This window comes from Pseudoalteromonas sp. R86517 (assembly GCF_042466295.1).
In the GTDB taxonomy this organism is placed as follows: domain Bacteria; phylum Pseudomonadota; class Gammaproteobacteria; order Enterobacterales; family Alteromonadaceae; genus Pseudoalteromonas; species Pseudoalteromonas atlantica.
Genome location: NZ_JAXHCB010000001.1, coordinates 25,956 through 50,754, shown reverse-complemented (window position 1 = coordinate 50,754; position 24,799 = coordinate 25,956). Strand labels below are relative to the sequence as shown.

The following is a 24,799-nucleotide window of genomic DNA, read 5'->3' as shown; positions in this document are numbered from 1 at the left end:
CCCAGAAAACACAACCAATGAACCAACTACAAAATGGTTACTATTTTTTCACCTGTAATTAAAAACTAGCATGATACATGCATTTATTGCAACAAATAAAAGCCAGACAAATATATGACTGGCTTTTGAGTTGCTAGTATTTATTTACGTAAGTAATTATTGAATAAACGAGAAATTATTACCGCATAGTCGCCACGCTTAACCTTGCTTTGAGGTTTAAAGTAAGCAACAACGGTTGGCGATAAATCATAGGGCCCTTGCTCAACTTGATAGGTAACGTTAATCAGTGACATATCAATAGCAGCTTGAACATAGCCTCTAAACTCAGGTGCAACTTGGTCTGTATCTAATACTGGAATACGCTCTGAGTTATATTCAATTGTGATATCACCTGTAAAGGCACGCACTTGCTCCTCTAAACCAAGTCCTTGAACCAGTGAATAGGCCAGCTCTTCTTTTGTTACATTACCTTGAGGTGAAAATGTCCCTTCGCTTGTGAGCATAACTGGTGCTTGGATTTGAGTGCGATCTTTTAACGCAGAACCAACCTCAGTCACAGCTTCAATGAAAGGTGTGTATTGGCCGTTTACATCTGAAAGGGGCATTTTTTCATTGTTTAAAATATCTCTATGCTGCCTAACAGACATACCCATAACAAGATACTTAGCAAGTTCTTTGCGTTTAAGGTTTGCATCTGGGCGATATAAAAGATTGTTTCTGCTATCAACTAGGCGCTCACTGACAGCAAACTCAATTGCATTTTGCGCTGGATGCCCCTCAATATCGTCTAGCCCTTCGTAGCCACCCGATTTTAAAATTGAAATTTCACCACTAATAAATTCAGGTACGCCTGGGCCGTTAGTTAATCCAGTAGGGTCTGCTTGTACGCCGGATAACGATGTCATTCCATATACAGATAATTTCCATTCGCCTTCTTGCGCAGGTGCAGAAACCCGCATAGTTGTATCAAGTACTGGCAGTGTTAAGTTACCCATATACACAGTGCCATCTGGCGCTTCTAACTTTAACTTAGTGGTTGTAGCAAAAACCTCAGAAGAAACATTTATCCAGCTATCCTCTGCATTTACGTTAAACCTGTGCACTTCAGGCTCCCCAACCGGTGAGTATAAGACTTCAAAAGGCTGCGGATCAGCGTCTGCCAATGTAATGGCGTTAGCATTAAAGTCATTTAAGTTGTTAACTGTTACGCTATTTTGATTATCGTAACCTAATGCACCTGCAACAGCTGCATATGCATTTATATGCCCTGCACCAACCTCCCATGCTTCATAGCCTGGCATATTGGTTGCCGTTTCTTGGATGATTTTTTTCACTTCTAAAGGTGTGAGTTCTGGGTTTGCTTCTAGCATAAGTGCAATCACACCAGCCACATGCGGCGTAGCCATTGATGTGCCCGAAATCATAGTGTAATAAGGAAGGTGCTCAGCAGGCATGGCATCAATATCATCTGCTCCGCCATTAGATACAACATTCGTTTTTGCTCTTGTAGAGATAATATCAACACCGGGGGCGACAATACTTACTTCATTTTTATAAGTCCATTCACTGCCGTCTGGCATAGTAAAGTCGCCTACTTCACCATTTTTGCCTCTCGATGAAAAATCAATCAACTCAGCTTGCTTAGTACTCGCGCCAACCGACATCCCCCACGGGATTTGAGCATACGGATTATGTGTATCTTCGCCCGAACCTGAGTTTCCAGCTGCAAAAACCGAGATCATGCCTAGCTTGTACGCCTTATAAGAAGCCAGTGAAATTGGTCCTAATGGGTCAAACTTACCACTTGAGCCCCATGAATTACTCATTACTCGAATTGGCGAATTGAAATCCCAAATATGACTAATCGCATAGTCATAACCACCCAACGCATCTAAAATCGACAAACCAGCTCCAGAGCCATAGCCAATTAAGTCAGCGCCTGGAGCCGCACCTTTATATTCACCATCAGAATGAGAGCCCCAACCCGCTACAGTGCCAGCACAATGAGTGCCGTGGCCTACATTTAAGTCTGTATTTGGTTGGCCCTCTATCCAAACACCATCTATTCCAGTAAGCGAAATTGCTTGTGCATGTGTAACCCCCTGTACGTTTTCAATAACCTTAGAGCCATACTCTAAGTCATCTAATGTGGCATCAATACCCGAGTCATTCACTATTACGGTCACACCCTTGCCCGTAAATTTGATTCCATTGTGGGCTTCAAAATCATCTGATTGAAGCTTATCTACACCCGTTAATTCGCGTGCTTCTTTATTAAAATAAGTAAGTGATCTATTTGCATAAACAGAACGAACACCTGGCACGTTTACTAACTGAGATATTTGTGAAGGTGTAGCCAACAAGCCTATAATTGGCAAAGACTTAAATTGCACACCTTCAACCAAGCCTAAGCTTAATAAGTTTTGTAATTGAGTATTACTTAGTGCGCCTAGTTGATCATAACTGACCACAACCATGGCACTTTCTGTTGCAGACATTGTTTGTAGTTTTTGTTCTAGTTGATTACCTATAACAGCTGCGGCTGCAGCGTTAAGGCTAAATCCTGCAAGAGAAAGACCAGCCAGTATATTCTTAATTGATGACTTCATAATTTACCCACCTACTTAAAAGAATGTTTGCTTAACATTGTTTGGTTAATATTTTGTTTACAAGTACATTTAATAAGCAAAGCGCTTTCTTGCATATCAGGATCACTCCCTATAAGTCATAGGGGAAAACCCCTACATACAAGCAGAGGGGGTGTTAATAAGAGATGGTTGAGTAAAAAGTGTTAAATAAAGTACAATAGCGCAATTAAAGGCTTGGATTATTGATTTAGTCCAAGCCTGTTTATTTTAAGTAGAGAAAAACATGGCTCAAACTCGCGGAAATTTATTTATTTTATCGGCGCCTTCTGGTGCAGGTAAATCTAGCTTAATCACGGCGTTACTAAAAAAACACGCAGATATGAAAGTATCGGTCTCGCATACCACCCGAAGCCCTCGTCCTGGTGAAGAAAATGCGGTGCATTATCACTTTGTAAGCGCCGATGAATTTAAAGCATTAATTGCCAAAGATGATTTTTTTGAATGGGCGCAAGTATTCGATAATTACTACGGTACCTCAAAGCAGGCTATTGAGTCGCAGCTGAATGCCGGTATTGATGTATTTTTAGATATTGACTGGCAAGGCGCGCAGCAAGTGCGCGAAATTATGCCAAGCGTGCAAACAATTTTTATTTTGCCGCCTTCTAAAGCAGAGCTTGAGCAGCGCTTAAATAACCGAGGCCAAGATTCTGCCGAGGTCATCGCTGGGCGTATGGCCAAAGCGCAATCAGAAACATCGCACTACAATGAATATGATTATGTTGTGGTTAACGATGATTTTGAAACCGCCCTTAGCAATATTGAAACTATCGTGTTAGCGCAGCGCTTAACGTTAAAAGCCCAAGCTAGTCGTCATCACGATTTAATTACAAACTTACTTAAATAAGCCATTTATGCCCTTTACAGGGAAAACTGGTAAAAATTAACCACTGGCTATTGGCGAAACAAGCTGCTTGCAGTAAACTACGCCTTTGCTTTTAAATTATTTTGGAGTGCTGAGATGGCTCGCGTAACAGTTGAAGATGCAGTAGATGCAATTGGTAATCGTTTTGACTTAATTTTAGTTGCGGCTCGTCGTGCCCGCCAAATTGCTGTTGGTGGTAAAGACCCACTAGTAGACGCTGAAAATGACAAACCAACCGTTATCGCTCTACGTGAAATCGAAAAAGGTTTAGTTGATAGTTCATCCATGGACGTTATTGACCGTGAAGAACAACAACACCAAGAAGCAGCTGAATTAGCTGCGGTTGCTGCTATTGTTGGCGGTAATCAATAATCAACCACCCGGTTTGATTTAGTCAACGGCTCAGTATTTCTACTCTAGCCGTTGGCAATCCCCTCTTTTCATCGTATATTCTATTACTTACCGTTACTTATTGCTTCACGAGAACATTGGAGTGTGAATGTATCTTTTTGAAGGTCTTAAAAAGAAAATATCTGAATACTTGCCTGCTGCTGAAGTAGAGCTAGTGCAAAAAGCCTACGTGGTAGCCCGAGAGGCTCACGAGGGGCAAACTCGCTCAAGCGGCGAGCCGTACATTACTCACCCTGTTGAAGTAACCCAAATTCTTGCTGGCATGCACCTTGACCATGAAACACTTATGGCCGCGCTAATGCATGACGTTATTGAAGATACCGATTTTAGCCAACAGGACTTAGCCGAAATATTTGGCGATACGGTTGCCGAACTTGTTGAAGGGGTAAGTAAGCTCGATAAGCTCAGCTTTAAAGACAAAAAAGAATTCCAAGCTGAAAACTACCGAAAAATGATCATGGCTATGACCCAAGACATTCGGGTTATTTTAATTAAACTGGCCGATCGTACTCACAATATGCGTACATTAGGTGCTCTACGCCCTGATAAGCGCCGTCGTATTGCCCGTGAAACACTTGAAATTTACGCACCTATTGCAAACCGTTTAGGTATTCACGATATTAAAAATGAGCTAGAAGATTTAGGTTTTCAGGCTTTATACCCTATGCGTCATCGCGCACTTAAATCTGAAGTGGCAAAAGCGCGAGGCAATCGCAAAGAAGTTATTTCTAACATTCAAACCGAAATAGAAGCACGTCTTGAAGAGTCTGGTATTAAGGCGACGGTTTCTGGGCGCGAAAAACACCTTTATAGCATTTATAAAAAAATGCTTAATAAAGAGCTGCTTTTTAATGAGGTAATGGATATTTACGCCTTTAGAATAAACGTAGATGCAATGGATACCTGTTATCGCGTGTTAGGTGTTGCACATAACCTTTATAAACCTATCGAAACGCGTTTTAAAGATTATATAGCCGTACCTAAAACAAATGGTTATCAGTCTTTGCATACGTCATTAGTAGGCCCACACGGTATTCCGGTAGAAATACAAGTGCGTACGCATGACATGGATCACATGGCCGATAAAGGGGTTGCTGCGCACTGGATGTATAAAAAAGCCGGTGATGGCGCGGGTAATACAGCTCAACAGCGTGCGCGTCAATGGATGCAAAGTTTGCTGGAGCTTCAACAAAGTGCCGGCTCATCATTCGAATTTGTCGAGAACGTTAAAACCGAGCTGTTCCCAGAAGAAATATACGTATTTACCCCCGATGGCCGCATAGTAGAGTTGCCAATGGGCGCCACCGCGGTTGATTTTGCTTACGCGGTGCATACTGATGTAGGTAACACTTGTGTAGGTGCAAGGGTAAACCGTAAACCTTACCCGCTAAGCAAAGCCTTAGATACTGGGCAAAGTGTTGAAATTATTACCAGCTCGGGTGCACACCCTAATGCAACGTGGTTAAACTTTATAGTTACAGGTAAAGCCCGTTTAGGGATAAGAAACTACCTTAAGAGCCAGCACCAAGAAGAAGCATTGTTATTAGGCCGACGCTTACTCGATTCTGCCTTAGGTGAAAATAAGCTCGACAGCATTGCCGATGAAAACATAGCCCGCGTACTCGAAGAGCACGAACTATCTACAGTATTAGAATTACTAGTAGAAATAGGCGCAGGTAACTTAATGAGCGTGTTAATCGCCAAACGCTTATTGCAAGAAGAAAGCGACGACTTGTCAGATATTAGCAAACAAGCCAAAGCAACCATTATTGGTACCGAAGGCATGTTGGTTAATTATTCTAAGTGTTGCCGACCTGTACCAGGGGATGCCATCACTGCACATATTAGCCAAGGTAAAGGGCTTACCGTTCACCGCCAAGAATGTAAAAATATTCGCGGCTGGGAAAACGAACGCTCAAAATACTTGGTTGTAAAATGGGATGACAATCCAGAAAAAGAATATATAGCTGCGCTACGGGTGGAAATAATTAATCACCAAGGGGCTTTGGCTAAACTCACAAATGTTGTTGCTACAACCCAAGCCAACATTGTTGAGATCACTACCGACGAAAAAGAAAGTAATTTATATGTGATAGACTTGGGCGTTACCGTTAAAAACCGCGTCCATGTTGCTAATATTATGCGCCGCATTCGCGTGATGCCTGATGTGCAAAGAGTCTATCGTAAAAAGTAAAATAGGAAACTCATGAATAAAGCATTTATTTCTACCGAAAAAGCACCTGCTGCCATCGGCACTTATAGCCAAGCGGTTAAAGTAGGTACTGCCGTTTATTTATCTGGACAAATTCCACTTGTCCCAGAAACAATGGAAATGGTTTCAGAAGACTTTAGCGAGCAGACACATCAAGTATTTAAAAACATTACAGCGGTGTGCGAAGAAGCAGGCGGTAAAATCCAAGATCTTGTTAAAATTAATATTTACCTAACAGACTTATCAAACTTTGCCACTGTTAATGAAGTAATGAGCCAATATTTCAAGCAGCCTTATCCTGCCCGTGCAGCATTAGGTGTACGTGCTCTACCAAAAGGCGCACAAGTTGAAATTGACGGCATAATGGAACTTCCTTCAACTAATTAATAAATATAGAGCTATAAACCCCCTTTATAGCTCTATTTTTCACTGCTAGCCTTTGTTTAACGCCCTTTCTTGACTCACATGTAAATATCTAGCACTCTGTAATCATGCAATAAAATCAATCTTAACTTAAGTAGTGGAAAAGGATTAACTAGTGTTTAAGCTTGCCAATAATGGGAACGTATTACTTGATGTAAGTAAGCACGCTCCACCTAGCGCCGCTTTTATTATTGATGCACTCGAGAAGTCGACGTTTTGCGAATGCAAAATTGACCACGAGGCTATTGATAATTTTTTTAAAGCGCAAAATAATGAGCCAACCTTGGTTGTAGCAAGTAAGCACGATGCATCGCTTGTGGTAACGTTAAGTGAAGATAAAATGCAAGCCATAGGTGAGCTAACCTTAGCTTATGGTGGTAAAGTACTTTCGTTAGAAGAGAGCAAAAAACAACTCATAAAAGCAGGGGTTGTACGTGGTTACAAACAAGCTTTTTTAGAGCAGCTTTTAGATAAACAATTTAACTTACCCCCAGGTACAGTGGCAAAAGGGATTCTAGCCAAAGGCCGCCGGCCAGCCGAAGGCACAGCAACAAAATTTGTAGCTATGGTAGAAACCCTCAAAGATCGCCTAAAAGCACCAAAAATGAAGGAAGATGGCAGTGTTGATATGCGCGACTTTGGTAAACTGGCAAGCGTAGAGCCCGGCACTGTACTGATCCGCCAACAACCTGCAACTCCCGGTAAAGAAGGATTCACTGTAGTAGGTGACATACTACCGGCTAAACCCGGTGAGAATAAAAAGTTAGTGTCAGGCGAAGGCGCCGAAATATCAAAAACAAATCCGCTCGAGCTTGTTTCTACAACAGCGGGAGTCCCCGTAGAAATACCTAACGGTATGCGAGTTGATGATATTTTTACCATCTCTGATGTAGATGTTAAAAGCGGCCATATTGATTTTGAAGGCAGTGTTATTGTGACTAAAAACATTGACCCAGGAATGCGAGTCACGGCAAAAGGCGACATTACTGTTTTTGGCACGGTCGAATCTGGCGAATTATCAGCCGGCGGAAACATCACTGTAAAGCAAGGCATTATTGGCCATAAAAAGCTCGAAGATAAAACTTTGTCTTGCTCTATTAAAAGTGAAGGTGATGTGCATGTATCTCACGCACAATACTGTTATATGCAAGGCAAAAACATTTTTATAGACCGCCAAGCTAGCCACTGTGCGATTAAAGCAAAACACTTATTACAAGTTGGCCAAACAGAGTTACCCAAAGGGAAAATTTTTGGTGGAGAGATTCTTGATGCAACCGTGTTAATAGCTGGCGAAATAGGCAATGAATCAGGCGCAAAAATGGCTATCAATTTAGCCGCATCCGGCGCTGAAATAACGGCCGACACAGATAACTGCTTTAAAGATTTAGCAAAAACCGATGAGCAGCTAGATACCCTTCAAGCAGCACTAGAAAAAGCAGATAAAGTAAAAGATATAGAAAAAAAGAATCTGCTCATTAAAAAAATTGGCGCAACACAGCAGCATTATTGCCAACAAGCAGAGCAGCTAGAGAAAAAGTTATCTAGCCTAGATCATGAACTCCACGACCTACTAAGCGATGCAAATCTCGTCGTTAATACATCATTACACTCAGGGGTAGAGATCCATATTTTTGATAAAGTATTAAAAACTACCCGCAACTACCCACCTTGCAATATAAACCTACAAAACAATAAAGTAGAAATAAACTTTAAAACACATTAGGGCGCATTTAGCGCCCTTCATAATTTACAGTAAGCCACTTACCGTATCGTGCGTTTGCTTTGGCCATACACCTACTTGCACTTGTCCAATATGCTGCTTTTGCAGTAATAACATTGCTAAGCGCGATTGCCCTATTCCGCCACCAATTGTTTGTGGGAAAGCCTCTTCTAATAATGCTTTATGCCAATCGAATGCTAGGCGTTCTTCATCGCCTGTTATGCTCAATTGCGCTTTTAATACATCAGGGCTTACACGAATACCCATAGATGATATTTCAAAGGCATCTTCTAACACAGGGTTCCACACTAAAATATCGCCATTTAATCCTGTGTATCCGTCAATCGTTTGGGTAGACCAATCGTCGTAATCTGGAGCGCGTACATCATGGATTTTGCCATCACCTAATGCCCCCCCAATACCAATTAAAAACACCGCACCGTACTCTTGTGCAATGGCTTTTTCGCGTTGCTTTGCGCTAAATTCAGGGTACATTTTGCGTAATTGCTCACTGTGTATAAACGTGATTTCACTAGGTAAGAATGGGGCTATACCAAAGCTTTCACTTACAAACTGCTCTGTTTGCTTAATGCCAGTATAAATAGCTTTAACAGTGTCTTGTAATGTAGAGAGCGTACGTTCAGTACGTTGGCAAATTACCTTTTCCCAATCCCATTGATCAACATAAACAGAATGTATTGGGCTTAATGAGTCTTCATCTGGGCGCAACGCTTTCATTTGTGTATAAATACCTTCACCTACAGAAAAGCCGTAAGTCGCTAGCGTTTTACGTTTCCATTTAGCAAGCGAATGAACAACTTCATAGCTGCTATCGGTAATTGCTTTTACGTTAACAGCAACTGCATTCTCGTGGCCGCTCAGGTTATCTTGTGTGCCATCACCTACTTTGGCCAAAATAGGAGCCTGAACTTCAACTAACCCTAGTTGCTGCTCTAATTGCTGTGAAAAAAACTGCTTAACTTTACTTATTTGCTGCTGTTGCTGCACATAGTGTGAACTCATAATAATTGGCCTCATTCCCAGTTATTGTTACTTGCTTATTAATGAGAAAACACCCTGTAGGCGTCTTCAATGAGGTTACTGTAACGATTTAAACTTTTAATTCAATAACCCATAATAAAAATAGCTTTAATATGCAAAATCGATTAATTTACACGGTATAAAAATGTAGATTCACTAATTTAAGTAAGCAAAAATAATGGAAAATTATCAAATCGATAATCTCGATAAACAGATACTTCACGCTCTAATGGCCAATGCCCGTACAGCCTACGCAGAATTAGCTAAACGGTTTGCTGTAAGTGCCGGCACAATTCACGTACGCGTAGAAAAAATGAAACAAGCGGGCATCATTACCGGCACCCAATTAAGCATTAGTACAAAGCAACTAGGTTACGATGTATGTTGCTTTATTGGTATTAACTTAAACAACGCTCGCGACTACCCAGAAACACTGATTAAACTAGAAGCATTAGAAGAGGTAGTTGAAGCTTATTACACCACGGGTAACTACAGCATTTTTATAAAGGTAATGGCCAAGTCTATCGACCATCTGCAAGACGTGCTCATTAATAAAATACAAGCTATAGAAGCGATTCAATCAACCGAGACCCTAATCTCTTTGCAAAATCCAATTAGCCGCACAGTAATGCCTTAATAGATAAAATTACGTATAATTATCAAAAAAGAGGATCACCATGCAGCAAAATCGCTACCAACGAATAAAAGACGTGCTCTCACGTCGCCAAACAGACTTAACGGTCTGCCTAGAAGACGTACATAAACATCATAATCTCTCAGCTATTGTAAGAAGTGCTGATGCAGTAGGTTGCCATCATGTGCATGCTGTATGGCCAGAAAACCAAAAATGGCTGACCAATAATACTTCTGGCGGTAGTAAAAACTGGCTAGAAACACACCTGCATAAAAATATTGATGATGCTGCTGCGATGATGCGAAAGCACAACCCAGATGTACAAATACTAGCAACACACTTGAGCGAAGATGCTGTAGATTTTAGAGAAATCGATTACACAAAACCCACAGCTATAATCGTTGGCCAAGAAAAAACGGGAATTTCTGAGCGCGCGCTAAAACACGCCGATCAAAACATTATTATTCCTATGCAAGGCATGGTGCAGTCACTTAATGTATCAGTAGCTGCTGCGCTTATTTTATTTGAAGCACAGCAACAACGAGAAAAAGCAGGGCTATATAAGCGCGATATGCTAAGTGAAGAGATTAAACACCCTATGTATTTTGAAGGGTATCACCCAGTTATTGCTAAACAATGTAGATTAAAAAACCTACCTTACCCACCACTCGATGAAGAAGGTGAAATAGTCGCTAACGAGCAGTTTTGGCAAGCTTTAAAACATGCTTGATGCTTAGCAAACCTGTGAGTACACTTAACTCATTCACAAATAAACAGATTTGAGCCTACATTGTCTAAACCTAGCTTAAGCCAATACCCTATTACAGAACTTAAAGGGGTAGGACCAAAAATGGCCGAACGCCTACAAAAGCTAGGTATAGCTACCGTGCAAGATATGCTCTTTCATTTGCCTTTACGCTATGAAGATCGTACCCGTATTTATGCTATTAACGATGTTACTTTACACAGCCACTGCACTGTTGAGGCAACAATAGAAACAAGCCAAGTGACCTTTGGTAAACGGCGTATGTTAGTGGTGCAAATAAACGATGGTACAGGTAGGCTTACTTTACGGTTTTTTAATTTTACAGCAGCGCAAAAAAACGCATTTAGCAGTGGCAAAATAATCCGTTGCTTTGGTGAAGTAAGACGCGGGCGCGTTGGTTTTGAAATGAGCCACCCAGAATACAGCATTAGCGATACCCCAAACGAGCAACCAACCGCTGCAACACTAACCCCCGTGTATTCAACCACCGAAGGCTTAAAACAATTATCAATTAGAGCCTTAAGTGAACAAGCCATCGATTTATTACATAAGTATTCTGTTGAAGAGCTTATCCCTGAAAAATGGCAACCCTCACATATGCAATTAAGTGACGCTTTATTACTACTTCATCGCCCTGCGAATGATGTTGATATTATCTCGCTTGAACAAGGCATGCACCCGGCACAACAACGCTTAGTATTTGAAGAGCTACTTGCCCAAAACTTAAGCTTATTAAAAGTACGCGAGCAAGGGCAGCAAGTAAGTGCAGTTTCCCTAAGCCCTACAAATACATTAGAGAGCCAATTTTTAGCGCAACTCCCTTTTGCACCGACTAATGCACAAAATAGAGTTGTAGCCGAAATAAAAGGGGATTTACAGCATGCCTACCCCATGATGCGATTAGTACAAGGTGATGTAGGCTCAGGTAAAACACTGGTTGCAGCATTAAGTGCATTAACAGCAATAGCACAAGGTTTTCAAGTTGCCCTAATGGCACCTACAGAAATCCTTTCTGAACAACACGGAATAAATTTCAAGCAATGGTTTGAAAGTCTTGGGATTAACGTTGCCTGGCTAGGCGGTAAAACTAAAGGAAAAGAGCGTACTAATACACTTGAAAAAATCGCCTCAGGGGAAGCGCAAATGATAGTAGGAACGCACGCGCTATTTCAAGACGAGGTAAAATTTAATAACTTAGTATTGATTATCATCGATGAGCAACATCGCTTTGGTGTTCATCAACGCCTCTCACTGCGTGAGAAAGGCAAATTTGGTAATTGTTATCCTCATCAGTTAGTCATGACCGCAACCCCCATTCCGCGTACATTGGCTATGACGGCCTATGCCGATTTAGAAACCTCAGTAATAGATGAGTTACCACCTGGGCGCACACCTATAACCACTGTTGCCATTCCTGATACACGCCGAGACGATATAATAAACCGTGTTAAGCTTGCCTGTAATGAACAAGGCAGACAGGTTTATTGGGTATGTACCCTTATTGACGAATCAGAAGCCCTACAATGCCAAGCAGCTGAAGACAGCGCATTACAATTAAAAGAGGCGTTGCCAGAGCTTAATGTCGGGCTCGTCCATGGCCGTATGAAAGCCGCTGAAAAACAAGCGATCATGAGCGACTTTAAAGCAGGCAATATTCACGTGCTTGTTGCAACAACTGTAATAGAAGTAGGTGTAGACGTACCTAATGCCAGTTTAATTATCATAGAAAATCCTGAGCGCTTAGGATTAGCACAATTACATCAATTACGCGGGCGCGTAGGACGAGGAGCCACCGCTTCGCATTGCGTACTGTTATATCACGCCCCTCTTTCTCACACCGCTCAAAAACGTTTAGGTGTATTAAGAGACAGTAACGATGGCTTTGTCATCGCAGAGCGAGATTTAGAAATACGTGGGCCAGGTGAAGTGCTCGGCACTAAACAAACTGGCTTAGCAGAATTTAAAATAGCGGATCTTACTCGAGATAAACACACGCTAAATCAAGTCAGGCCCATTGCTCAACAAATGCTAAAGCAAAACCCCGACCTTATAGACCCCTTAATTCATCGCTGGCTAGGTAATAAATCTAACTTCGCACAAGCATAATTACGCTAAAGTACTCGTAAAGCTCACTGCTGAAACGCTATATTTACCATACAAAGATGTGCGGCGAGCCTTATCCGCGGGTTTCGTGATACTCAACCCACGCTACGGTGGGGGTGGATACTTTGTGAGCAATATCTGGTAATCCCACTCATGAAATAAGAATACTATAAATCGATGTTTTTTAGCGTCGGGTGTCGCTCCGCTCACTCGACGAAGTAGATGAGTGTGCATTAATTGTCCGCATTTAACTTTTCTGCGGACGTAAAAAAGCCCGGCTCTTGCGAGTCGGGCTTTCTTGTATTTGGAGCCTGGCAATGTCGTAGTGCCCACAGCGGTAGAGAGTCACATAGCAAATGCTACATTATCATTGTGTCGGGTCGGCCTTTCGTAGGGCTCGCCCTCGAGCTGTTTCGTTTTTCTACTGAGTTCGGCTATTTATTAAATCCCAGGCAGCAAAAAACCCGTTACATCGCTGCAACGGGTTTCTCTTATTTGGAGCCTGGCAATGTCCTACTTTCACATAGCAAATGCTACACTATCATCGGCGCTGTTTCGTTTCACTACTGAGTTCGGCATGGGGTCAGGTGGGTCCAAAACGCTATGGTTACCAAGCAAATTAGGTGCAAAGGAGTAATGATAAGCACGTAGTGCTACTATTTCCTTTGCGCAAGGTGCCTCAATGTTAACGCTACGCGCTAAGAGTCACCTCATAAATCTGGAAAACTCTGATAATATTTTTTAAGTCTAAGTATTTATCTACTTTAGCTATTAACTTCTGTCGCTTGTTTCTGTCACAAAACGCGTTTGGCGTTGTATGGTTAAGCCTCACGGGTAATTAGTACAAGTTAGCTTAATGGCTCACACCACTTCCACATCTTGCCTATCAACGTTGTAGTCTTCAACGGCCCTTCAGAGACTTTAAAAGTCTAGTGAGAAATCATCTCGAGGCCTGCTTCGCGCTTAGATGCTTTCAGCGCTTATCAGTTCCGAACGTAGCTACCGGGCAATGCCATTGGCATGACAACCCGAACACCAGCGGTTCGTTCACTCCGGTCCTCTCGTACTAGGAGCAACTCCTCTCAATTCTCAAACGCCCACGGCAGATAGGGACCGAACTGTCTCACGACGTTCTAAACCCAGCTCGCGTACCACTTTAAATGGCGAACAGCCATACCCTTGGGACCGACTTCAGCCCCAGGATGTGATGAGCCGACATCGAGGTGCCAAACACCGCCGTCGATATGAACTCTTGGGCGGTATCAGCCTGTTATCCCCGGAGTACCTTTTATCCGTTGAGCGATGGCCCTTCCATTCAGAACCACCGGATCACTATGACCTACTTTCGTACCTGCTCGACGTGTCTGTCTCGCAGTTAAGCTGGCTTCTACCATTACACTAACCGTACGATGTCCGACCGTACTTAGCCAACCTTCGTGCTCCTCCGTTACTCTTTGGGAGGAGACCGCCCCAGTCAAACTACCCACCAGGCACTGTCCGTAACCCCGATTCAGGGGCCAACGTTAGAACATCAAAACTACAAGGGTGGTATTTCAAGGACGACTCCACAACAACTAGCGTCGCTGCTTCAAAGTCTCCCACCTATCCTACACATGTAGGTTCAATGTTCAGTGCCAAGCTGTAGTAAAGGTTCACGGGGTCTTTCCGTCTAGCCGCGGGTACACAGCATCTTCACTGCGATTTCAATTTCACTGAGTCTCGGGTGGAGACAGCGTGGCCATGGTTACACCATTCGTGCAGGTCGGAACTTACCCGACAAGGAATTTCGCTACCTTAGGACCGTTATAGTTACGGCCGCCGTTTACCGGGGCTTCGATCAAGAGCTTCGTCCGAAAACTAACCCCATCAATTAACCTTCCGGCACCGGGCAGGTGTCACACCGTATACGTCATCTTGCGATTTTGCACAGTGCTGTGTTTTTAATAAACAGTCCCAGCCACCTGGTCACTGCGGCTCCCGTCCGCTTAGAGAGCAAGTCTCATCACAGATAGGAGCGTACCTTCTCCCGAAGTTACGGTACGATTTTGCCTAGTTCCTTCACCCGAGTTCTCTCAAGCGCCTTAGTATTCTCTACCTGACCACCTGTGTCGGTTTGGGGTACGATTCGGTATAATCTGAAGCTTAGAGGCTTTTCCTGGAAGTATGGCATCAGCAACTTCACACCCTTGGGTGCTCGTCTCGTGTCTCAGCCTAACAGCAACCCGGATTTACCTAAGTCGCTAGCCTACTCACTTTCACATGGACAACCATCGCCATGCTTGCTTAGCCTTCTCCGTCCCCCCATCGCAATTATACCAAGTACGGAAATATTAATCCGTTTCCCATCGACTACGCCTTTCGGCCTCGCCTTAGGGGTCGACTTACCCTACCCTGATTAACATGGGATAGGAACCCTTGGTCTTCCGGCGTGCGGGTTTTTCACCCGCATTATCGTTACTCATGTCAGCATTCGCACTTCTGATACGTCCAGCATACCTCCCGGTACACCTTCAACCGCTTACAGAACGCTCCCCTACCACTCATCTTAAGATGAATCCGCAGCTTCGGTGCATAGTTTAGCCCCGTTACATCTTCCGCGCAGACCGACTCGACCAGTGAGCTATTACGCTTTCTTTAAAGGATGGCTGCTTCTAAGCCAACCTCCTGGCTGTCTGGGCCTTTCCACATCGTTTCCCACTTAACTATGACTTTGGGACCTTAGCTGGCGGTCTGGGTTGTTTCCCTCTTCACGACGGACGTTAGCACCCGCCGTGTGTCTCCCGGATATTACTTTACGGTATTCGGAGTTTGCAAAGGGTTGGTAAGTCGGGATGACCCCCTAGCCTTAACAGTGCTCTACCCCCGTAAGTATTCGTCCGAGGCTCTACCTAAATAGATTTCGGGGAGAACCAGCTATCTCCCGGTTTGATTAGCCTTTCACTCCTAGCCACAGGTCATCCCCTAACTTTTCAACGTTAGTGGGTTCGGTCCTCCAGTTGATGTTACTCAACCTTCAACCTGCCCATGGCTAGATCACCGGGTTTCGGGTCTATACCTTGCAACTATTCGCCCAGTTAAGACTCGGTTTCCCTACGGCTACCCTAATCGGTTAACCTCGCTACAAAATATAAGTCGCTGACCCATTATACAAAAGGTACGCAGTCACCTAACAAGTAGGCTCCTACTGCTTGTACGTACACGGTTTCAGGTTCTATTTCACTCCCCTCACAGGGGTTCTTTTCGCCTTTCCCTCACGGTACTGGTTCACTATCGGTCAGTTGGGAGTATTTAGCCTTAGATGATGGTCCACCTATATTCAGTCAAAGTTTCACGTGCTCCGACCTACTCGATTTCACTTAAAATGCGTTTTCATGTACGGGACTATCACCCTGTATCGTGGCACTTTCCAGAGCCTTCCATTAACACATAATAAGCTTAAGGGCTGTTCCGATTTCGCTCGCCGCTACTATCGGAATCTCGGTTGATTTCTTTTCCTACGGGTACTTAGATGTTTCAGTTCTCCGCGTTCGCCTCGTTAACCTATGTATTCAGTTAACGATACCTGCAAGCAGGTGGGTTTCCCCATTCGGAAATCCTAGTCTCAAGCGCTTTTTACTAGCTTGACTAGGCTTATCGCAAGTTAATACGTCCTTCATCGCCTCCAACTGCCAAGGCATCCACCGTGTACGCTTAGTCACTTAACCATACAACCCAAACGGGTCTTTGTTATGTGACAGTTTAACTTCGCCAGAAGTTAATATTGAATACTAAAGTAGATACCAATTAATCATAAATGATTAAATTGGCACTGAATGATACTGCTATCATTCTTTTTTACTTTTGAAAACTCTTGATAAATACAAAGTATCTATCAGAATTTTATTATCAGCTTTTCCAAATTTTTAAAGAGCAGAGAATCAAAAACTTCTCAAAATTAAACACACTCTATTCTCAGGTGATGTTGCTACCCGATAAAGAATATTTATTTTTAAGAAGTAAAGTGGTGGAGCTAAGCAGGATCGAACTGCTGACCTCCTGCGTGCAAGGCAGGCGCTCTCCCAGCTGAGCTATAGCCCCACATATGCTGGTCTTATTGTTTGTTATCCGACTTCATTTTAATCTCAGTGATAAGATTAATAAGAAGTGGTGGGTCTGGGTGGATTTGAACCACCGACCTCACCCTTATCAGGGGTGCGCTCTAACCAACTGAGCTACAGACCCAAACAATAAGTGTTGTTCTCTTTACAATTAACAATCATCTGTGTGGACACTACGAACAAATAAGTTCTAAATCGTATAAGGAGGTGATCCAGCCCCAGGTTCCCCTAGGGCTACCTTGTTACGACTTCACCCCAGTCATGAATCACTCCGTGGTAAACGTCCTCCCGAGGGTTAGACTATCTACTTCTGGAGCAACCCACTCCCATGGTGTGACGGGCGGTGTGTACAAGGCCCGGGAACGTATTCACCGCGTCATTCTGATACGCGATTACTAGCGATTCCGACTTCATGGAGTCGAGTTGCAGACTCCAATCCGGACTACGACGCACTTTAAGTGATTCGCTTACTCTCGCGAGTTCGCAGCACTCTGTATGCGCCATTGTAGCACGTGTGTAGCCCTACACGTAAGGGCCATGATGACTTGACGTCGTCCCCACCTTCCTCCGGTTTATCACCGGCAGTCTCCTTAGAGTTCTCAGCATTACCTGCTAGCAACTAAGGATAGGGGTTGCGCTCGTTGCGGGACTTAACCCAACATCTCACAACACGAGCTGACGACAGCCATGCAGCACCTGTATCAGAGTTCCCGAAGGCACCAATCTATCTCTAGAAAGTTCTCTGTATGTCAAGTGTAGGTAAGGTTCTTCGCGTTGCATCGAATTAAACCACATGCTCCACCGCTTGTGCGGGCCCCCGTCAATTCATTTGAGTTTTAACCTTGCGGCCGTACTCCCCAGGCGGTCTACTTAATGCGTTAGCTTTGAAAAACAGAGCCGAGGCTCCGAGCTTCTAGTAGACATCGTTTACGGCGTGGACTACCAGGGTATCTAATCCTGTTTGCTCCCCACGCTTTCGTACATGAGCGTCAGTGTTGACCCAGGTGGCTGCCTTCGCCATCGGTATTCCTTCAGATCTCTACGCATTTCACCGCTACACCTGAAATTCTACCACCCTCTATCACACTCTAGTTTGCCAGTTCGAAATGCAGTTCCCAGGTTGAGCCCGGGGCTTTCACATCTCGCTTAACAAACCGCCTGCGTACGCTTTACGCCCAGTAATTCCGATTAACGCTCGCACCCTCCGTATTACCGCGGCTGCTGGCACGGAGTTAGCCGGTGCTTCTTCTGTCAGTAACGTCACAGCTAGCAGGTATTAACTACTAACCTTTCCTCCTGACTGAAAGTGCTTTACAACCCGAAGGCCTTCTTCACACACGCGGCATGGCTGCATCAGGCTTGCGCCCATTGTGCAATATTCCCCACTGCTGCCTCCCGTAGGAGTCTGGGCCGTGTCTCAGTCCCAGTGTGGCTGATCATCCTCTCAAACCAGCTAGGGATCGTTGCCTTGGTGAGCCATTACCTCACCAACTAGCTAATCCCACTTGGGCCAATCTAAAGGCGAGAGCCGAAGCCCCCTTTGGTCCGTAGACATTATGCGGTATTAGCAGTCGTTTCCAACTGTTGTCCCCCACCTCAAGGCATGTTCCCAAGCATTACTCACCCGTCCGCCGCTCGTCAGCAAAGTAGCAAGCTACTTTCTGTTACCGCTCGACTTGCATGTGTTAGGCCTGCCGCCAGCGTTCAATCTGAGCCATGATCAAACTCTTCAATTAAAAAGTTTTGTGTCTTTCGACAGCTCAATGAATTCTGAATTTATTTAATATCTTTTGATATTGAATTGACTGTGCTGAATAACTACCTAAGTAATTATTCTGTTGGTCACTCAGTTTCAATTGAGACTCTAAATTTGTTTGCCTCACTACCTAAGTAGCTTGGCTGTTAGAACTCAATCTGTACGAGTGCCCACACAGATGATTGCTTTATATTGTTAAAGAACGTTGCGACGTTGTCGCTAGGGATGCGTATAATACATCCTTTATTTTTCGAGTCAACACTTAATTTTAAACTTTCTTTTTAGAAGATTTAAAACCGAAGTTTTACTTAACTCTGTGAGCAGCTCTGCCTCGCTATGCGTTGGCGTTCCCCGTCTCAGTGGGGTCGCATTATAGGGAGATCCGAAAACAGATCAACCCTTTTTTTAGATCTTTTTACTGTTCGAACAAAAATAGAGCAAAACAGCATAAAACTAGCTAAATCACTGGCTAAGATGATGCTTTTTTATACTGATTTTTATTATTTAATATAAATTTCATTGCTATGTTCGTTTAAGACGTTAAGATAGCAAGTTCACAATGTTAAATTAATGTTTATTTCCTGTTTATTGGTAGATCTAAAATGAAATTACCCGATCAAAAATCTTTTATCTTCTCTGTTATTCTTGCTGTAGTTGGTTTTGTTATTGTTGAGTTTGCTTTAGGCAGCTTAGCTTTAAGCCCAGCATTGCTATTTGGTGCTGGTTTATTAATTGGTGGGATTGCTATTGCTGCAATATCATCGGAAGGTGGTGAAGAAGCTGAAGTTAAAACAAAAACACTTTATGTTGGTAATCTTCCTTATCGTGCAAATGAAGGTGTTGTTCGCGCTTTGTTTGAAGAACAAGGTAAAGTTTTCAACGTGCGCCTATTAAAGGATAAAAATACTGGCAAACGTCGTGGCTTTGGTTTTGTTGAAATGGCACAGGCAGATGCAGACAATGCAATTGCTAAGTTAAACGATAGTGAGTTCCAACAGCGTACTTTAAAAGTACGTGAGGCAAAACAAAAACAAGAAGATGATTCTAGCTCTTTACGTACTGAGACGGATCAATCAGTGTAACGTGCTTTATAGCTAGCTTATTACTCAAAACATCAGCCGTTGCATAATATTGCAGCGGCTTTTTTTTGTCTGTAAATTTATTTCCAAAGTTATGCTGCTCTAGTAGGTAGTTTACTCTGCTAGCAATGGCCGCGCCTGAATCGAGTAATTGCACTGCGTTATTAAAGTACGCTTGTATAGCATCGCTAAGAATTGGGAAATGTGTGCAACCTAGTACAAGTACATCTATATCTGAGTTAATGCGCAAACGCGTAAGCTCTTTATGCAGTTTGAGTGTATCTAGCTGCTGAGTGAAAAATAACTGCTCTGCCAATGCCACCAGCTCAACACTGCTATATAAACTCACTGTTACGTTGCTGGCATGCTCTTTTATTAATGTATGAGTATAGGGGCTTGCAACTGTGGCGGGGGTTGCCAATAAGCCGATGTGCTTTGTGCTAGTTACTTCAGCAGCAGGCTTTATTGCTGGCACTACGCCTACAATAGGTATTGATGTAATTTTGCGTACTTCACTTAAGGCTGATGTAGAGGCTGTATTGCAGGCTATAACAATAAGGTCGACATTAAGCGCGTTTTGCTCAATAAAATAAATGAGTGAGCATAAACGCCCTATAATAGTTTGCTGGGTTTGCGCGCCATAAGGGAGTAACGCATTATCCATAAAGTAGCTGTACTGTGCATCTGGAATACGCTTTTGAATATGCTCAAGCACGGTGGTGCCACCTATACCTGAATCAAATACCATTATGTGGGCTGACAAACTTTGGTTCCTACTGTTTATTAAGAACGGCAGTTTGCCATGAGGTATTTATAAAAGAAAGTAGTTTAGCTTTGCTCAGACTTTAGCCCGTCGAGTGCATCGCCCGCTGAATTTAATTGGTTTAGGTTTTCAAACATTGCCTGTGTGTAATCAACTAGCTGATCGACCGCTGCTTGATCTTGGTTTAGCCACTCTATAATACCGGCAAGCTGATCTTGTAGGCCTAGTTGCGATGCTTTATCAAATGCATTTTTTAGATCGTCATTAAAAGGTGCGATCGCATCGGCTACCTCTTTTGTTGGGTTTGGCTGATATTGCTCATAACTTTTAACGGTAGCGACTGTTTTTGTTTGACGAAGGTCCATTGAAAATGCAACAAGTTGCTCACTGCCTAAGCTCAGTTCTTGTGCTTTTTCAAATGCTTCATCCAAATCACCGCTAAAGAATGTTTTACTTACACCTTGTAGCTCTTCCATCATGGCGTTAATGGCATCTTGCTCTTGCTCGTTTAAATCACCATTAACTGACATTGAAAAAGACAGCTCTCGAGATTGCGACGACGAGCTGGCAAACGATTCGCTGTTATTGCTTTGTTGATACCCGCTCGCTGTTTGAGACTCATATGCATCAGCAAAGCTAATACTGACCTCATCACCTTCGGCCGTTGTAAACTTATACTCGGCATTGCTGCTCATGCTTACATATTGTGCTTGGCTTACGCTAACACTGGCCGCTTGTGGGTTAAATAGGGTTTGCTCAAACTCATCAAGCCCCTCAAAAATGCCTTCTTTTGACTTGTCGATGCCCTCTTGCATTTCTTCGTTAAATACACCGGTGCCTTTTAGTTCATCAACCGCTTCGTCTATACCGGTTTGAACACCTGAGCGCGCATCATCTAACATATTTTTTAATTTATCGTCATCGGCACCATTGGCTTTGGCTTTATTAACTGCGCCAGATACAAAGTCGAGTACATTTTTTACTATTTCATCAAAATCGAATAAAGGTTTATCGGCTTGTTTTTGCTCAACAGGTAAACCTAGCTGCTCTGCCATTTTGTCGCCAAGCACTTTTGCAGCAAGTTCTCTGCCTCGCTGTAATGAACTTTCTTGCGGAGATTGGATTGTTGGCTGCTGTAGCGCCTCTTTATTATTGAATTTGTTTACGTTGTTGTTTGGCGTATAGCCATAATTACCGATTTTCATGATCCACCTCCGTTACGTACTTAGCTTATTATCGGCTAATAGTGACAAAACTAAAGTGCATGTTTAAAAAAACAGCAACTTTATTATCAGCAAAACTAGACAAATACTGCTCGCTCCCTACAATAGCGCCGATAAATAGATCTCATAAATAAGGTAGTAGCATTAATGGCAGTGATTAAAATAGATACCACACAGTACGATACGCAGCTAAATGAAAAAGAGCAGCGTATTACGTCGCAATTTAAGCGATTTGGTGTGCAAGCGTTAGAGGTGTTTAGCTCAGAGCCAATTAACTACCGCCAACGTGCTGAATTTAGAGTATGGCACGATGGGGACGATCTATTTCATATTATGTTTGATCAGGCCACGAAAGAAAAAATTCGCGTCGACACCTTTGACCCTGCCGCGCCATTAGTTGGTGAGGTTATGCAGGTGATGATTGATAATTTAAAGTCGTGTGAAGTATTACGCCGTAAGCTGTTTCAAATCGATTATTTATCGTCATTAAGTGGCGAGATTTTAGTAAGCTTGCTTTATCACAAACCACTCGATGAGCAGTGGCTAACTGAAATAAAAGCCCTGAAAGAAAAACTGAGCAGCAAATACAACATTGACTTTATCGGTCGTGCGCGCAAACAAAAAGAAGTACTAGGCAATGATTTTGTTACTGAGCGTTTAACCATAAACGGCCAGGAGCTTATTTATCAACAAGTAGAAAATAGCTTTACGCAACCTAATGCTAAAGTGAATATAAAAATGCTGGAGTGGGCACAAGACTTATGTAAACCACTGAGTAATGATCTGCTGGAACTTTACTGTGGTAATGGTAATTTCTCTATTGCATTGGCGGGTTCGTTTAATCGCGTATTGGCTACTGAAATATCTAAGTCTTCTGTGCATTCAGCGCAATACAACATTGCTAAAAATAAGGTAGATAACTTAGATATAATTCGTATGTCGAGTGAAGAGTTTACCCAGGCAATGAATGGCGAACGTACCTTTTCGCGTTTAGAGGGGATAGATTTAAAAAGTTACGATTGCCAAACTATTTTAGTCGACCCTCCACGCGCAGGTATGGATACCCTTACCTGTGACTTAGTAGCCAACTACGAGAACATTATTTATATATCGTGCAACCCAGAAACGCTTGAGCGCGATTTAGATCATTTAACCCGTACTCATAATGTTAAGCGCTTTGCGATATTTGATCAGTTCCCTTATACGCATCACATAGAATCGGGTGTTTTCTTACAAAGAAAATAGTGAGTTAATATTATAATGCCAGCACCTTTATAAGTGCTGGTATTTGATTTTCACTAAACACTTCAATTTGATGCTCCATCAGCAACTTAGCAGTCATACCCATGCCCTGTACTTTTACCCCACTATGGCTACCATCGTAAATTGTATTTCTACCACACGAAGGGCTCGACTCTTTAAGTAAAGCAAAACGAATTGCATGCTCATTACATAAGTCTAGGGCTTTAGCTGCACCTGATTTAAATTCTTTAGTTACATCCTCATAAGTGCTCGTTACTACTCTGCCTTGTTTTATCTCTGCTGATGCTCTAGGTGTTGGCAATCCACCAGCCACCTCAGGACAAAACATAACTAACCTATTTTCTTTACGCCATACATTAATTTGCGGGTGTAATAATGCTTGGCTTTTACCATCGTATCGAACAGGTAAGCCAAATAAACAACTCGATATTAATATTTTTTCCATTACTACATCCCTATAAACAAAAAAGCTCCTTACGGAGCTTTTTTGTTTTAGCAAACCTTACTTGTTCGCTAAATAATTAATTAATTTACTAATATCTTCTGGCGCGGTAATACCAGACTCACGGCCTAGGTTTAATTTGTATTTACCATTTACGATAAAGGTTGGTACGCCACGTAGCGCGCCTTTTTCTTTAAAGTAATTTTGGTCACGCTTCATTTTAGAGCTTAATGTACGTACCGAGAAACTTTTGTATAGTTTATCAAACTTATCGCCATCAACACCCTGCGCTACAAATACATCTTTTACATCTGCAAGCTCGTTAAATTTAGCGCGCTTAGTGTGAATGTGATTAAAAATAGCCGCAACAATTTTATCTTTTTGTGGAAGTACTTCCGCAGTGGCCAGCGCTTGGCTCATCATTTGTTGGTTTTCTGGATCGCGAACACCGACAAAATCAACATGGCTCTTTTTAAATTTAACGTCTTTGTCTAGCTTTGGCTTAAACTCACCAATTAACGCTTCCATGTTATTACAAGCAGGGCAATAAAATGAGAAAAACTCTTTTACTTCTGGCTTTTTAGTCGCGCGCTCAGCAACTACATCGTAATGTACGCCTTCTTCATAAGTGGCGGCTACACTGCTCGCAGCCATAGGCAATAGTAATGCAAGTAAACCTGCTTTAACTAATTTGATCATTGTTATTGTTCTCCGAGATTAAAGTGTTAGTAAAAAAGCAACTAACTCATTCAGTTCTTGCTGGTTATTAATGGTGTTAATGTTTATTTTATATTTATCGTTTACAATAAAGGTAGGCACACCAGTTAGCGCACCTAGTTTTGAATATTTGTTTTGTTTATCTTGCATTGCACGCTCAGCTGAAATAATTGGCATGCTGGCAATGTCTTGATCAAACGTTGCACTATCGATACCGTTAACTTCAAGCAGCTTTTTAACGTCTTTCATTTGCGTTAAAGGTGCGCGCTGTACATGAATACTTTTAAAAATTTGGTCGCTGATACTTTGTGCTTGACCGTGCTTTTTACCGATTAAGTAGGCGTAGCTTAAGTTGCTTTGTGCCTGTGGTGATACACCGCCTAAAAAGTTAACGTGATTTTTTATAAATTCAGTGCCCTCAGGTAGGCTTTTTTCAATTGCCTTTGCAACAGGCTCAAATTTAAAACAATGCGGACAGTAAAACGAGAAAAATTCGGTTACTTGCGGCTCTGCGCTTTTTTCTACATCAATAACAGTATACTGGTTATCGGCTTCAAACTGTGCAGCAAGGGCTGCAAATGGTAAACATAAAAGTAGTAGGCTCAGTTTCAATTTTTTAAGCATTGGTATCTCGTGTAC

17 protein-coding genes, 2 tRNA genes and 3 rRNA genes are annotated in these 24,799 nt (G+C 42.7%); 10 read left to right on the top strand and 12 right to left on the bottom strand.

Annotated elements, in window-relative coordinates; all coding sequences use genetic code 11:
* Positions 1–140: 140 nt before the first annotated feature.
* Complete coding sequence (locus SJY38_RS00230; RefSeq protein WP_286740631.1) at positions 141–2,609, bottom strand: S8 family serine peptidase; 2,469 nt, start codon at positions 2,607–2,609, stop codon at positions 141–143.
* 262 nt (positions 2,610–2,871) lie between these two features.
* Between SJY38_RS00230 and gmk the strand changes: the two genes are divergently transcribed.
* The 5 genes from gmk (at position 2,872) to SJY38_RS00205 (ending at position 8,279) form a co-directional block, all read left to right on the top strand.
* A complete protein-coding gene (gene gmk, locus SJY38_RS00225; RefSeq protein WP_064384893.1) occupies positions 2,872–3,492 on the top strand; it encodes a guanylate kinase in 621 nt (206 codons plus the stop codon).
* Positions 3,493–3,606: 114 nt separating this feature from the next.
* Positions 3,607–3,882: a DNA-directed RNA polymerase subunit omega gene (gene rpoZ / locus SJY38_RS00220; RefSeq protein ID WP_004588253.1), complete on the top strand. Its 276-nt coding sequence runs from the start codon at positions 3,607–3,609 to the stop codon at positions 3,880–3,882.
* 127 nt (positions 3,883–4,009) lie between these two features.
* Positions 4,010–6,115, top strand: a complete 2,106-nt coding sequence (gene spoT, locus SJY38_RS00215) for a bifunctional GTP diphosphokinase/guanosine-3',5'-bis pyrophosphate 3'-pyrophosphohydrolase (protein ID WP_004588254.1) — start codon at positions 4,010–4,012, stop codon at positions 6,113–6,115.
* A 12-nt stretch (positions 6,116–6,127) separates the two neighbouring features.
* Positions 6,128–6,520 (top strand): RidA family protein, encoded by a 393-nt coding sequence (locus tag SJY38_RS00210; RefSeq protein WP_004588255.1) that lies wholly within the window; start codon positions 6,128–6,130, stop codon positions 6,518–6,520.
* Between the two features lie 151 nt (positions 6,521–6,671).
* A complete protein-coding gene (locus SJY38_RS00205; RefSeq protein WP_286740634.1) occupies positions 6,672–8,279 on the top strand; it encodes a DUF342 domain-containing protein in 1,608 nt (535 codons plus the stop codon).
* A 24-nt stretch (positions 8,280–8,303) separates the two neighbouring features.
* Here the strand turns inward: SJY38_RS00205 and asnA are convergent, their stop codons facing one another.
* Positions 8,304–9,299, bottom strand: a complete 996-nt coding sequence (gene asnA / locus SJY38_RS00200) for an aspartate--ammonia ligase (protein ID WP_029773162.1) — start codon at positions 9,297–9,299, stop codon at positions 8,304–8,306.
* Between the two features lie 196 nt (positions 9,300–9,495).
* Between asnA and asnC the strand changes: the two genes are divergently transcribed.
* From asnC to recG, 3 genes are read left to right on the top strand one after another with little or no spacing between them, the layout of a single operon-like run.
* The gene (gene asnC / locus SJY38_RS00195) at positions 9,496–9,954 is read left to right on the top strand and encodes a transcriptional regulator AsnC (protein ID WP_004588258.1); all 459 of its coding nucleotides are present in this window, start codon (positions 9,496–9,498) and stop codon (positions 9,952–9,954) included.
* 40 nt (positions 9,955–9,994) lie between these two features.
* Positions 9,995–10,681: a tRNA (guanosine(18)-2'-O)-methyltransferase TrmH gene (gene trmH, locus SJY38_RS00190; protein ID WP_024032415.1), complete on the top strand. Its 687-nt coding sequence runs from the start codon at positions 9,995–9,997 to the stop codon at positions 10,679–10,681.
* A gap of 60 nt (positions 10,682–10,741) precedes the next feature.
* The gene (recG, locus tag SJY38_RS00185) at positions 10,742–12,823 is read left to right on the top strand and encodes an ATP-dependent DNA helicase RecG (RefSeq protein WP_286740638.1); all 2,082 of its coding nucleotides are present in this window, start codon (positions 10,742–10,744) and stop codon (positions 12,821–12,823) included.
* 497 nt (positions 12,824–13,320) lie between these two features.
* Here the strand turns inward: recG and rrf are convergent.
* From rrf to SJY38_RS00160, 5 genes are all read right to left on the bottom strand, one after another.
* Positions 13,321–13,435, bottom strand: a 5S ribosomal RNA gene (gene rrf / locus SJY38_RS00180).
* Between the two features lie 202 nt (positions 13,436–13,637).
* Positions 13,638–16,524: ribosomal RNA gene (locus tag SJY38_RS00175) — 23S ribosomal RNA — on the bottom strand.
* 297 nt (positions 16,525–16,821) lie between these two features.
* Positions 16,822–16,897, bottom strand: a tRNA-Ala gene (locus SJY38_RS00170).
* A 67-nt stretch (positions 16,898–16,964) separates the two neighbouring features.
* Positions 16,965–17,041 (bottom strand) — tRNA-Ile (locus SJY38_RS00165).
* A gap of 76 nt (positions 17,042–17,117) precedes the next feature.
* Positions 17,118–18,653, bottom strand: a 16S ribosomal RNA gene (locus tag SJY38_RS00160).
* Together the 16S, 23S and 5S rRNA genes with 2 tRNA genes alongside form the textbook arrangement of a ribosomal RNA operon.
* Positions 18,654–19,275: 622 nt before the next feature.
* Between SJY38_RS00160 and SJY38_RS00155 the strand changes: the two genes are divergently transcribed.
* Positions 19,276–19,755 (top strand): hypothetical protein, encoded by a 480-nt coding sequence (locus SJY38_RS00155; protein WP_004588429.1) that lies wholly within the window; start codon positions 19,276–19,278, stop codon positions 19,753–19,755.
* Here SJY38_RS00155 and murI read toward each other — a convergent pair.
* Together murI and SJY38_RS00145 are read right to left on the bottom strand one after the other, a co-directional pair.
* Complete coding sequence (gene murI / locus SJY38_RS00150) at positions 19,718–20,515, bottom strand: glutamate racemase (RefSeq protein WP_286741423.1); 798 nt, start codon at positions 20,513–20,515, stop codon at positions 19,718–19,720. The two genes, SJY38_RS00155 and murI, sit on opposite strands and share 38 nt — an antisense overlap.
* A gap of 65 nt (positions 20,516–20,580) precedes the next feature.
* Complete coding sequence (locus SJY38_RS00145) at positions 20,581–21,720, bottom strand: DUF5610 domain-containing protein (RefSeq protein ID WP_286741422.1); 1,140 nt, start codon at positions 21,718–21,720, stop codon at positions 20,581–20,583.
* A 165-nt stretch (positions 21,721–21,885) separates the two neighbouring features.
* Here SJY38_RS00145 and trmA point away from each other — a divergent pair, with 165 nt between their 5' ends.
* A complete protein-coding gene (trmA, locus tag SJY38_RS00140; protein ID WP_286741420.1) occupies positions 21,886–22,983 on the top strand; it encodes a tRNA (uridine(54)-C5)-methyltransferase TrmA in 1,098 nt (365 codons plus the stop codon).
* A 10-nt stretch (positions 22,984–22,993) separates the two neighbouring features.
* Here the strand turns inward: trmA and SJY38_RS00135 are convergent, their stop codons facing one another.
* The 3 genes from SJY38_RS00135 to SJY38_RS00125 are packed head-to-tail and all read right to left on the bottom strand — an operon-like array spanning position 22,994 to position 24,784.
* Complete coding sequence (locus SJY38_RS00135; protein WP_138542501.1) at positions 22,994–23,446, bottom strand: DUF523 domain-containing protein; 453 nt, start codon at positions 23,444–23,446, stop codon at positions 22,994–22,996.
* Between the two features lie 57 nt (positions 23,447–23,503).
* Positions 23,504–24,142, bottom strand: a complete 639-nt coding sequence (locus SJY38_RS00130) for a thiol:disulfide interchange protein DsbA/DsbL (protein ID WP_004588433.1) — start codon at positions 24,140–24,142, stop codon at positions 23,504–23,506.
* An 18-nt stretch (positions 24,143–24,160) separates the two neighbouring features.
* Positions 24,161–24,784 (bottom strand): thiol:disulfide interchange protein DsbA/DsbL, encoded by a 624-nt coding sequence (locus SJY38_RS00125; protein ID WP_024032543.1) that lies wholly within the window; start codon positions 24,782–24,784, stop codon positions 24,161–24,163.
* Positions 24,785–24,799 lie beyond the last annotated feature (15 nt).